The sequence below is a fragment of the Clostridium pasteurianum genome (assembly GCF_001705235.1).
In the GTDB taxonomy this organism is placed as follows: Bacteria; Bacillota; Clostridia; order Clostridiales; family Clostridiaceae; genus Clostridium_S; species Clostridium_S pasteurianum_A.
In genome coordinates this window covers 4313152-4325594 of sequence record NZ_MCGV01000001.1, presented here as the reverse complement: position 1 = coordinate 4325594, position 12443 = coordinate 4313152, and the positions used below count along the sequence as shown (strand labels likewise).

At 28.4% G+C, this 12443-nt stretch carries 11 protein-coding genes; all 11 read right to left on the bottom strand.

From position 1 onward, the window contains the following. Positions 1-6: 6 nt before the first annotated feature. Positions 7-891 (bottom strand): branched-chain amino acid ABC transporter permease, encoded by an 885-nt coding sequence (locus tag BEE63_RS19420; protein WP_066022956.1) that lies wholly within the window; start codon positions 889-891, stop codon positions 7-9. A gap of 175 nt (positions 892-1066) precedes the next feature. Next, complete coding sequence (locus BEE63_RS19415) at positions 1067-2200, bottom strand: ABC transporter substrate-binding protein (RefSeq protein ID WP_066022955.1); 1134 nt, start codon at positions 2198-2200, stop codon at positions 1067-1069. A gap of 269 nt (positions 2201-2469) precedes the next feature. Further along, positions 2470-4050, bottom strand: coding sequence for a bifunctional metallophosphatase/5'-nucleotidase (locus BEE63_RS19410; RefSeq protein WP_066022954.1), 1581 nt, complete (start codon positions 4048-4050; stop codon positions 2470-2472). Between the two features lie 219 nt (positions 4051-4269). Beyond that, complete coding sequence (locus tag BEE63_RS19405; RefSeq protein ID WP_066022953.1) at positions 4270-5085, bottom strand: S1 RNA-binding domain-containing protein; 816 nt, start codon at positions 5083-5085, stop codon at positions 4270-4272. Positions 5086-5289: 204 nt separating this feature from the next. Beyond that, positions 5290-5766, bottom strand: coding sequence for a transcription elongation factor GreA (gene greA, locus BEE63_RS19400; RefSeq protein WP_066022952.1), 477 nt, complete (start codon positions 5764-5766; stop codon positions 5290-5292). 57 nt (positions 5767-5823) lie between these two features. Then, positions 5824-8394 (bottom strand): ABC transporter permease, encoded by a 2571-nt coding sequence (locus BEE63_RS19395; protein ID WP_066022951.1) that lies wholly within the window; start codon positions 8392-8394, stop codon positions 5824-5826. Then, positions 8391-9080, bottom strand: coding sequence for an ABC transporter ATP-binding protein (locus tag BEE63_RS19390; protein WP_066022950.1), 690 nt, complete (start codon positions 9078-9080; stop codon positions 8391-8393). Before BEE63_RS19390 ends, BEE63_RS19395 begins: the two co-directional genes overlap by 4 nt. Before the next feature lie 50 nt (positions 9081-9130). Continuing rightward, positions 9131-9541 (bottom strand): DUF4362 domain-containing protein, encoded by a 411-nt coding sequence (locus BEE63_RS19385; protein WP_066022949.1) that lies wholly within the window; start codon positions 9539-9541, stop codon positions 9131-9133. 181 nt (positions 9542-9722) lie between these two features. Continuing rightward, positions 9723-10328, bottom strand: a complete 606-nt coding sequence (locus tag BEE63_RS19380) for a YdcF family protein (protein WP_066022948.1) — start codon at positions 10326-10328, stop codon at positions 9723-9725. A gap of 376 nt (positions 10329-10704) precedes the next feature. Continuing rightward, positions 10705-10884, bottom strand: coding sequence for a hypothetical protein (locus BEE63_RS22200; RefSeq protein WP_242874881.1), 180 nt, complete (start codon positions 10882-10884; stop codon positions 10705-10707). Positions 10885-11047: 163 nt separating this feature from the next. Continuing rightward, on the bottom strand, positions 11048-12433 hold the full coding sequence (locus BEE63_RS19370) for a hypothetical protein (RefSeq protein WP_066022947.1): 1386 nt from the start codon (positions 12431-12433) through the stop codon (positions 11048-11050). Positions 12434-12443: the final 10 nt, after the last annotated feature.

The window sequence follows — 12443 nt, the reverse complement described above, 5'->3', positions numbered from 1 at the left end:
TGTCACCTACACTTTCACATTTGGCTTTTTACCTAGAAGACCTGAAGGTTTAATTAAAAGTATTAAAATCAGTATTGCAAATGCAATGGCATCAGAGAGTTTAGAAGATATATAGACCTTCGTGAATGTCTCCGCAATTCCCATTATTACTCCACCTAAAACGGCTCCTGGAATTATTCCTATACCTCCAAGTACAGCCGCTATGAATGCTTTAAGACCAGGCATTATACCCATATAAGGATCAATTCTTGAATAAAGTATTCCAACTAAAACTCCAGCAGCACCTGCAAGAGCAGAGCCTATTGCAAAGGTAATTGAAATAATGTTGTTAATGTTTATCCCCATAAGGGCAGCAGCATCTTTATCAAAAGAAGTTGCTCTCATAGCTTTTCCAACTTTAGTCTTATACACTACAAATTGAAGAACAAGTGCTAGTAAAATCGATATTAGTATAATGATTATATGAAGAGAATCCAATCTTAAAGAACCAAAGTTAATAACTTTTGAAGGAAGAAGATTTGACGGATATGTTCTATAATCAGGTCCAAAAATAAAATCCAATCTACTTCCATTTTCAAGTAAAAGAGACATTCCAATAGCTGTTATGAGAAGTGAGAGTTTAGGAGAATTTCTAAGAGGCTTATAGGCAATCTTTTCAATTATAATGCCTAAAAGTGCTGAGCCTAACATAGCAATTATAAGCGTAGGTATAAATGGCAATTTAAAACTTGTTGCTGCAAAGAAACCAAAAAACGCTCCCATCATATATATATCACCATGTGCAAAGTTTATAAGACCTATTATTCCATATACCATTGTATATCCTATTGCAATAAGCGCATAAACGCTTCCCAGTGCAAGACCATTTATAAGTTGTTGTAAAAATTCCATATGCGTTCCTCCGTTTCTTATGATATATACTTATAAAATCGAAAAGACATAAATCCTTTCGATCTTATAAGTTAATCATATAATTTAAAATCATATTATAAACGAATCGTCTCAAAATGCTTAAAATTACAAGAAAACATTTTTAATTATTTTGAGACATATCCTTAAATTTGCTTTATGGCTGCACCTTTTTAACAAAATCAAATTTATTGTCTTTAGCATTTAGTATTACAGCTGATTTAATAGCATTTCTGTCTTTATCAAAAGTAATTTTACCAGAAACAACTGTACCATTATAGCTCTTAAGAGCTGCTTTTATAGCATCAGGATCAGTTTTTCCTGCTTTCTTTATGCTTTCAATTAAAACTTTACCAGCATCATAATTTAATGCTGCCATTGAATCAGGTACACTGCCATATTTTTTCTTGTAACTATCTACAAATTTAACAACCTCACTTGATGTATCTTGTGAAGAGTAATGATCTGAAAAATATGCTCCATTTACAGCATCTCCTCCAACTTTAAAGAGATCATCTGAATCCCATCCATCACCGCCAAGGAAAGTTGACTTTATTCCCTGTGATCTAGCCTGTTTAGCTATCATTCCAACAGTTGAATAGTAATCTGGAAGTAAAATAACATCCGGGTTCGTTGCTTTTATTTTAGTAAGCTGTGCATTGAAATCTTGATCTCCAGTATTATAAGTTTCTGTTTCTACTACCTTTCCTTTAAAAGATTTTTGGAAGTACTCCGCGAGTCCCTTTGAATAATCATTTCCATTATCATAAAGTATTGCTGCTGTCTTAGCTTTTAAATCAGAAGCTGCAAATTTAGCTATGACAGTTCCTTGAAATGGGTCTATAAAGCATGTTCTATAAATATAATCACCAGCTTGTGTGATTTTAGGGTTAGTACCTGTTCCTGTTACCATTGGTATTTTGTTTCTCTGTGCAATAGGAGCTAATGAATTTGCACATGTACTTGTAAGTGGGCCAACTACTGCTACTACTTTGTCATCATTTATTAATTTTTGGCCTACATTTACAGCTGAAGCTGGTTTATTTTCATCATCACCATAAACAAATTCTACCTTTTTACCATTGATTCCGCCGCCTTTATTAACTTCATTTTCTAAAAGTGTAAGACCATTACGTGCTGATTTTCCATATGCGGCTATTGAACCTGTAAGCGGTAATACTGCTCCGATTTTAATCTTATCTGAGCCACTTCCACCGCTAGAAGCACATCCGGAAAACATTCCTACAGTTAAAGCTAAAATTATACCTATTGAAATTTTCTTTTTTAACATATATAAGTCCTCCTATTAGTATTTTTTATTATTAACAATTGCAACTATGTTTTTTATTATATTATCACAGTTTGTTTACAAAATCAATATTTTATTAACAAATTATCAACGTATTTGTGTTATTGTTATTAAATTATTACTGTATATTGCTTATAGATGAATATTTTGTAATTTGTCACAATTAAATATTTACATAGAAAAAAGCGACTAATTTGCATTAATCGCTTTTTTTATGTATTTTCTATTTTAAGCTATACCTATTTTACATCTTAATCATGAACTACTTTCCAATTTCCGTTTACCTTTGCAGTTACCTCTCCATTTTTCAAAAAATAATCTGCAATTAATTCTGAAATATCAATTGGAATATCTTTAATTACCCTTTTGTTTTTAAACATGTCGTAATTCCCACCGCCGGATGCACGATAATTATTAACTGCAATATCGTATTCTTTATCCATTTCCATAGGTGCTCCCCTGTAATTCAATTTTGTAATTCTGTCTCCTATTTTTCTAGATATATTTATTTCGTATTCAATTCCTTCCCACATATCATAATTATAATGATGAGGCTTTAATACTGTAAATTTCGAAGAAACTTTTACTTTTCCAGTAAAGGTTTCAAAGTAAGCTGCTGATACCTCAAGTGCATCTTTAATATCCTTACCTTTAACTCTTATAACTTTCAAAGTATTTGGATACACATAATTAGAAACAATATCCCTCATAGTAACATTGGCTGGAAATCCTTTACCATTATTGTCAAATAGCGCAGTTGCAGAAATGTCTACATTGCCATTTATCATTTGAATCTTATTTATAAATTCAATTAAAGCATTGTCTCTAAGCCTTGCTTCCTTGGGATCCTTTATTGTCATATCTCCCTTTACTTTACCAATAGGTGTATCCAGCCATTTTTGAGTATCCTCTTCAAATTTTTTGCCTATTTCTATTACTTCGCTGTCATCTTTAACATTCAGCGTTGGGAGCAGCGATGATTCCTTTTTAACTATTTTCCAACCTAGTGAAGTTTTCTCTAATACAATATCCACTTTGCCAATATTCTTAGCACCATAACCTGGCTGAACTACTGTTACCCCATTAATTGCTTTACCCCAAATTTTCCTGTGCTGATGACCAGTTAAAAGTACATCCATTCCAGTAACTTTCTTGCAAAGCTCATAAGCCTGATTTTCTCCATTTTGAATTTCAGTCCCATAACCCGTATCAATATCTCTTTCAAATCCGCCATGATACGAAACTATAATTATATCTACCTTTTTTTCTCGTTTAAGCATGTTAATCCATTTTTGCGCTGTTTCTACAACATCTAGAAACTCAAATTCTTTTATTATATTGGGATTTTCCCAATTGGGAATGAATTTTGTGGTAAGACCTAATACTGCTAACTTTAAATCCGTATCTATTTGTTTTGTAATATATGGCACACCAAAAGCAGGCTTTTTACTTTTTTTATCTACAATATTCGCAGAAAGCCATGGAAAATTAGATTGATTTACTGAATCATTGAGTATTTTAGTTCCATAATTAAATTCATGATTTCCAATAACTGCAGCATTATATTTCATATAATTCAAAATGGATATTATAGGATTATTACCATTTTTACTTACTTTTGCATAATAATACGTAAGTGGAGTCCCTTGAATAATATCGCCATTATCAATTAAAATCAAATCATCGTTCTTTTTTCTTTCATCTTTAACTATGCTAGATAACTTGGTTAGGCCAAACTGTTCTTTACTATTATCAAGGTAATTTATTGGAAATACATTTCCATGTATATCACTAGTTTCGAGTATAACTATATGTTTAATTTTACTACTCACGCACAACAACTCCATTCGTAAATTAACTATATTTTACCATCTTATTACTGCACAATCAATAGCAATTAAACGAATACTTATCCCTACTAAACACACTTATAATTATATTTTAAAGAAGTTTTTTTACTTCAAAATACGCAGCAGTTAATGTTATTTTTAACATTTATATTTTTAAAAATAGTTCTGCTGCATATTACAATTCACTAAAGAGAAACTATGCTACACATTACATTTATTATTTTGATTTATCGGTCTCATTAAATTTGCATTTATTTTTTTATCTTCATAATTAATGTTTTTTATCCTCACTACAAATCTTTCTCCTATGGATGGTGAAAAATTTGACCAATTAGGGAAAGGACATAGACAATTTACACCCTTCCTTATGTTTAAAAATATTCCATAATCCTTAATTCCAGTTACTGTGGCTAAATATTCTCCACCTTTATTAAGCGCCTTTACAAAAGTAAGGTATGGATCTTTTTTAGCATCTTTTAATGAAACTACTATATGACTTTTATCTACATCAAGCTCCTTTATCACAGCATCAACTACGTCACCAACTTGTACATATTTATCAACTCTATCTATATATCCATAATCTATTTCATTTATAGGTACTCTATATTCTATTCCGTAACAATCCACTCTACAATTATTTCTACCAACAGAAGTAACCCTTACAGAAATCCTATCTCCTACTTTATGTTTTTTTAGCTCTAAATTTTTTCTGAGTTCCATAGCTTCCTTCCTTGATGCTACAGCCGTTTTATCCTCTTCATTAAAATTAGATACAATAAAATCAATTTCACAGCCTATCATGCTTCTTATAACCCTTTTGTCTTCCCTTGATATGTTCATTTCTTTAATTGGTATAAATACTTTAAATTCATCATAGAACACAATTCCACAATCGACTTCTTGTCCATCTTTAATATCAACAGTTTCTACAGCAGATAAAGTACCTGTTAGTATTTTTCTACTTTGACGTGAAGCCATTAAATCATACTCTTTACTATTTAATTCATTTCTCATAAAATTACCTTCCTCCTTAAATTATATAACAGCTCGTTGCTGCACTAAATAAAAGTAATGCAGCGATCACAAATTCTATTTATATTCTAGTTTATAAATTGTATTTAAAACTTACGCTATTTATGCCACCTTTATAAAAAATACCCTTGCAATGAATTTTTTCATTACAAAGGTATTTTTTATTTTTAATTAATTTATTTTTAATTAGTTTATTGATAATATTGTTACTCCGTTCATGCTTCTATTATCAGGAAGATTAACATCAAAAGTATCACCTACATGTTTTTTATATAAAGCTTTTCCAAACGGTGAATCTGCACTTATGTATTCTATATCGTCTTCACCATCCACATTTATATTAAGCGTAGTAACAAGTTTAGCTTTAAACTCTTCTTCCTCTCCTATTTTAAGAGTCACTTCTGAATCTATGTTAACTTCATTATTATCATGATTTTCATCTACAATCACGGCATTTTTTAACAGCCTTGATATCTGTCCAAGTCTTCTATTATTGTGGTAATAATCTTCCTTTGCAGCTTTATACTCAGCATTTTCTGAACGATCGCCAAAGGCTGCTGCCTCCATCTTCTTTCTAGCTATTTCATGCCGCTTAACCGTATTTCTATAATCATATTCCTCTTTCAATTTTTTATAATCGCTTTTCGTAAGCATTCTAGACATTATGCATAACACCTCTTAATAATATAAACTTATAAAATCATTATACCATTTGTATTCTTAATCAGCCCTTAAAAGTTCAGTATATTTTTCAATTTTTAAACTATTTATTACTGTTATAGACACTAATATATTAAGAAATACGGCTATTATAATTATAATTGCATCAACTTTTAAATTAGCTGTGTACTTAACTGAAAATGAACCTACCAATACATTATAGCTCAATACTTCACATATTAAACTACTTAATATTCCAGAAAGTAAACCAATTATAATTCCTTCACTAACTGCAATTTTTATAATATCTTTGTTTTTAGCGCCTAATATGTTAAACATTACAAATTCATTTAATCGGTCAAAATTTATTATCATTAAAACATTACCTATTAGGCAAACAGCTGAAAATATACTTATAATACAAATATATATGAAAGCATAAGTAATCTTCTGTATATATTTATTAACCTGATTATATTTATCTTTTTCATCTATTATAAGAGAATTATTTAAACTTTTAGTTAAATTTAAATATAATTTTTTTTCATGTCCTGCATCATCTTTAACTAAATATTTAATTTTGCTATTATTATCTCCTATAGAATTATTATTCTTAATGTCATTTATATCTATATAAATACCTGAATTATCTCTAAAATTACTTTCTGTGCAAATACCTATAACTGTAAATTTGTAGTTTTTCCCTTGTATATTTAAATCAATTTTATCGTTAACATTAATGCCAAAATGATAAAATCTTTCACCTAACACTATATATTTTCTATTCACATCATTTTTATTAAACCATCTTCCTTGTAAGGTATTATAATTTACAATATCTTTACTTATATCAATAGCTTGTATATTTATGCTTCTATTATCATAAAAAAAGTCTCTAAGTTGTTTTTTACTCCCCTCCTCAAATTTTTGTCCTTTAATAAAATTGTCGAAGTTCTTTCCCCTTATTGATTCAAAATTTCCTGTAACATCTATAGTTTTTACATACCCTTTTACATCTTTTTCCCTGCTTAATATTTTCTCTATATTATTTATATTTTTTTTATTAAAATTTGTACTTACAGATAAGGTATATCCCATATCATAATTAATTTTATTTATTATCCCTGGAATTAACTCATTTCTTAAATTAACAATAAACCCACAGACAACCAAGGTAACAATTAACGCAGTAACACAAAAAGAGAATCTGGTTTTATATCTCTCTATATTCCTTAGTGCTAACAAAACAAATTTATTTCGTACGTTGTTTAATTTTATAATTAAATTAATACTAACCTTTGATAATCCATATATAATTATTATTGAAATTAATATTATACTAACACATACTACTCCATTTTTTAACGAACCAATATAGATTGAAAAACTTAAGGTCATAAGTAAAAACATTTCAATTACATGCGTTCCATAATCTTCTCTGCTAAATAAGATTTTTTGTGTCTCCTTACGTAAAATAAAGTTAGGATTTATTTTCTTACTTATAATAATTGGCAATATGGTAGATATCATCATTTGAATAATAATAAATAATGCTGTTGACAATATAGGCAAAATTGATACTTTTATTATTGAAAACATATCCATATCAGTTAAAATATTTTTTTCTACAAAACCAGTAATTGCGAAACTAAAAAAAATTCCTATAATAGTGCCAATAACGCAGATTATGAAAGTTTCATATAAAATTAAGTTTCTAAGAATATCATTTTTCATTCCATATATAGCTAACAGGACATAATCTTTTTTTCTTTTTAGTATAAGTAACCATGTGGTAAAAGATATACTTATTACTGTTATAGTAGTGACTAATATTTGAATAAAATCTAATGCTTTTTCCTCTTTATCCATAGTATTTTTATTTGACTTAATACCTTCTTCATATGTAACTATATTAGTTCCTGATCCAAAACTTTTGTGTAGTTCACTCTTTATATCATTTAAGTTATAGTTTTTATTAACAATTACATTAGCGTTTGTTACTAAATTTTCTATTTTTATTCCTTTACTAAGTTGCAGTTTTAAATCGGATTTACTCAAAATAATTGCGCCCAAAATATCTTCCTTTGATACATCCGTATTTTCTACAATATCTGCAATTTTAAATTTATTATAGTCATTAGAAAGTCCTTTAAGTTTAAGAGAAATAATGTCTCCCATTTTTAAATGAAATTTATCTGCCGCAGCTCTGTTAATGACTACTTTGTGATTTCCTAATTTTTTTAAATAGTTTGTAACTCTTTTGTTTATATAGCAATATTTTGGATCAATAAATTTTACTTCTGCTATATTGGCTATTTCTCCATGAGTAAAGTTATTCTCAATTTTATATGTAGTAGCATATTGAATCTTGCCTTCACGTGTTAATTTATCCAATACATTTAGCTGTTTATTACTAATAATAGAGTTTGGCACTTCTATATTAATATCACCTTCATTAATACTTTTAGCATTACTTACAATATAATAATTATTTAAAGCAATTATAATTTTAAGCGATACTAATATTGCTGCTGCAATAACTACAGAAAAAATGCTTAAGAAAATTTGAAATTTTGCTTGCTTCCAGTTTTTTAAGTTATAAGTTTTAAATAGTTGTTTTGTAGTTATCATGCCTGTTCACTCGCTTCCATTAAAGTGCCATCCTTCATATATAATATTCTGTCTGATCTTTCAGCAACCTGCCTATCATGAGTTATCATTATAATTGTCATGTTATACTTTTTTCTAAACTCATCAAAAATATCTAAAATAGTCTTACTGTTTTTACTATCTAGTGCACCTGTTGGCTCATCTGCAAGTAAGATTTTAGGTTCACCTGCTAAGGCTCTAGCTATAGCAATCCTTTGCTGTTCACCGCCAGATAATTGTTTAGGAAAAGCCTTTTTTTTATCTTTTAATCCTACAATATTTATTAGTTCATCAACTTTATTTATCATATTAATTTTTTTCTTAGAGAAAAACAATGGAACTTCAATATTTTCCTCAGCATTTAAAGTAGGAATTAAATTAAAAGATTGAAATACAATTCCTATATTTTCATTTCTGAATTCCGTTAATTTATTTTTGCTTAATTTTGCAACATCAACATAATTTATATTAACTATCCCTGATGTTGGCTTGTCTATACATGATAGTATGCTAAGGAACGTACTTTTACCACTACCACTAGGACCCATTATAGCAACATATTCACCATTTTTAACACATAAGTTAACATTTTTTAAAATTTCAAATTTTTTATTTACATCACCTACAGATTTACAAACATTTTTAGCTTCTACTATACAATGCAGCATGTTTTTTCCTCCAAACACTAAATATTGCAAATTACTTCTTATAATAAATACTAATTTGTGATGTTATTATCTTTTAGATATTTTAACAAATTATCTTTTAATTGTTTTCCACCCTTAATTTTATTATATAAAATCTCATTTTTATTTGCTCCACCAAATTTATCTTTAGAGTTGTCTATGTATATTTGAATGTATTTTCCATTAAAGTATAACTGCGTAATTATAGGGTCTCCTTCTGTAGTATACCTGACTAAATTAATCCTATCTTTTATACCTTTACTAACATTATCTATAAACTTTTGCAATCTATCTGTATTTACATTATCTTTAAGACTATAAGTAATAGTATCATTTTTACTAACATTTTTGATACCATATTTACTATATCCTTCTTCTTGCCTGCCACATGCAGAAAATATCAACATACTTACTACAACAGCAGATATTAAATATTTTTTCATACAGCTTCACCTCCAAATTGCTATTTACATATGTACTGCTTAAATTTTTATGTATATTATACCATATATGACAATTACCTTTTATTACTCACAGGACTTAATAAAAAAATAAATATTGTCAAAAAAAATAGCAAGGACTAATGTCTCTACCATTCTTATCTTATATACTATTTTTTTGACTTTATCGTAGATGATTGAAAATTCTTTTATACTTATAACATAAAATATTTATAAACGTCTGTGTGTATAAATAAAGATAAATCATTGCCACACCTATTATTATGTATTCACATGGAAATTTAGATTTCTCCACTGTATGATCAATTTCAAGCCTACTTGCATAAGTGCTGGCTTTTCTTAAATGCCAGGGTGAAGATACAATAACTGCTGTATTAAGCTTTCTCTCGTGCATAATTTTCTTTGAATTTACTAAATTCTCATATGTATTTTGGGCAAGTTTTTCACGGACTATATTGCCATTAGGCACTCCTAATTTAATCAATGCTTCTGCCATAACATCAGCCTCAACATAACAATTAGCTACCGCTGCCCCAGAGCAAATTATGATTTTTGCAATTCCTTTATGATACAACGCTGCCGCTTTATTTATCCGTTCTCGCAAAATTGGTGATACTTTTCCATCTCGTTTTGCTGGATAACCAAGTACAATTATTACATCTCTTTTTCGTCCATTATTATATGCTGCCTTTTTAAAATAGTGGCATATGATAACATACTCAATCATAAAGCACAATATTATTGAGCATAAAATATATAATAATATCATCTAACGTATATCCTCCTATATTTTCATTATCACTAATATTTTTCAACATGTAAATAATCCATGATATAATTCACTAAACAAACAAAGCAGCCAGTAAGGGGGGACAAACTGGCTGCTTGCATATTAGTAATTCGATTTATCTTTTTCTATCTATGTTTATATAGTACCTTATTATTGTGACAGTTAAGTTACAATAATAAGTACAATATGTTAATTTAGATTTGCTTCATCTTCAAAATTAACTAAATCAAAATTTCTATGTCTATTTAATTACCAATTATAATATAATGAAAGGAAAGTCTATTGGGCTTATGAAACAATAGATATATAAGATATTATCAAAAATGCACTTATTGGTCTTAGCTTAGGTGCATTTTTAATCTTTTGAATCTTTCTTTTCAGCAGTAATTTCCGTTTCACTTTTTACATCATCTTTTATGCTTGTCTTATTTTTTATTGTTAATTTATCTTTTAGATATGTTGATATAAATACTATAGCAGCCATTCCTAGAGTCGTAATACAAAACATTGCTACAAGAACAATTTTATCACTCAAAGTATCACCCCCTAGTTAATCGCCCAACAGCTTTCCATGGTTTGAGAAAACCTACAATGGGGATAATAGAGATATCTTATATCGCTTTCTCATATATATATTATAACATATTTGTAAATTTTGTAATTAACTTCTTGTAAACTCATTTAAAAATAGATTCACTTTAACATCTTAGTATAGTATTCTCCTCATTATCTCTATGCCTAACTTCAATAATGCATTTCTCTTTGGCTATATTATCTAATTTTTTTGAAATATATTTAATATTGTTTGTATCTAAATTTGCATCCCATTCATCTAATAATATCACTTTTATGTATTTTGCATTTTTACTCATCAAAAATTCTTGTAAATTTGATAACATTCTCTCACCAGTTGAACCTTCAGATCTCTCAAAATACAATTCTGATGATGACGGAAGATAAAAAGCATAATCACCATACATTTCTTTTAATTTCATAAGTAAAGTTGATTTTCCACTGCCATTCTCCCCACGTATCGTATACCGCCCATTTTCAAAATTATTAGTTAACTTTTGAATGCTATTAACAGAATCTGCGCTTTTTTTTGTACCTTGGTAAAATATATAAAGCTTATGCCAATTAATATTTCCCTGATACTGATTTAGCTTTTCTGGCAAAACCATATTCTCTACAATATTATTTAAGCTTGCCATAATTCCAGTAAGCAACATACCATATTCAATTAAAATACTCATATTTTGCAGCATATTAACCTGACGTGGAAGAGTTACAATTAATGTAGTAAGTATAGCCATATTATTTCGATTTGTACTAAGAATAAAAATAATCACAAATACTATTGGTAAAACACTCAAAAGCATTGATATAACTGAAATTTCACCTGTTAATTTTGCAGACTTTACACTATATTTTTGAGCTGCTATTAACTTAGTGTAAAAATTTTTCTGCCACTTACACCAATTATATTTATTACCAATTAAAATACTGCTCCAGCCACTTGATAATGTACCATTCATTGCAGCCTGTGAATTTTGAACACCTATATTATACTTTTTTACTTTCTTCCTAGAACAAATAATACAGAATAGAACTATTGCAAATGCACAAAAATATCCTATAAGGAACACTGAGCTTAATGTCAAACAAATAACAAAAGCATTTAATATTAAGTTTAAAATAATTGTTAAAAAGTCACGAAAAAAATTATAAGAGTCATTAACTGTTATCCATGTTTGATTCGTAAAAAATGCAGAACGGGATTCATTAAATGCGGAATTGTTTCTTAAATATGGATGATTATATAAATTAACATTATATTCATTAATAAAACCATTGAATACTTTATATTTTGATTTATTTAATAAAACATTAATCACTAATCTAGGTATTAATACTAAAATAAGCGAGATAAAAAATAAAACTAGCCAAGACATAAAAACTGCATAACTGCCCGCCGTTTTTCCTAAATTAGTTGTGCAATATGTAGAAAATGCTACCAATGATTGCTCTATAAACACACATATTACTGCAAATACAAAGTAATGATTAACAAATTTTTTTAACATTGCGTTTCCC

Excerpts from the sequence above, each read along its gene's own strand:
- greA (WP_066022952.1), bottom strand. The coding sequence starts at position 5,766 with ATGTCTAGAATGCTTACGAAAAGCGATTATAAAAAATTGAAAGAGGAA.
- BEE63_RS19420 (WP_066022956.1), bottom strand. The coding sequence starts at position 891 with ATGGAATTTTTACAACAACTTATAAATGGTCTTGCACTGGGAAGCGTT.
- BEE63_RS19380 (WP_066022948.1), bottom strand. The coding sequence starts at position 10,328 with ATGATATTATTATATATTTTATGCTCAATAATATTGTGCTTTATGATT.
- BEE63_RS19385 (WP_066022949.1), bottom strand. The coding sequence starts at position 9,541 with ATGAAAAAATATTTAATATCTGCTGTTGTAGTAAGTATGTTGATATTT.
- BEE63_RS19405 (WP_066022953.1), bottom strand. The coding sequence starts at position 5,085 with ATGAGAAATGAATTAAATAGTAAAGAGTATGATTTAATGGCTTCACGT.
- BEE63_RS19390 (WP_066022950.1), bottom strand. The coding sequence starts at position 9,080 with ATGCTGCATTGTATAGTAGAAGCTAAAAATGTTTGTAAATCTGTAGGT.
- BEE63_RS19370 (WP_066022947.1), bottom strand. The coding sequence starts at position 12,433 with ATGTTAAAAAAATTTGTTAATCATTACTTTGTATTTGCAGTAATATGT.
- BEE63_RS19395 (WP_066022951.1), bottom strand. The coding sequence starts at position 8,394 with ATGATAACTACAAAACAACTATTTAAAACTTATAACTTAAAAAACTGG.
- BEE63_RS19415 (WP_066022955.1), bottom strand. The coding sequence starts at position 2,200 with ATGTTAAAAAAGAAAATTTCAATAGGTATAATTTTAGCTTTAACTGTA.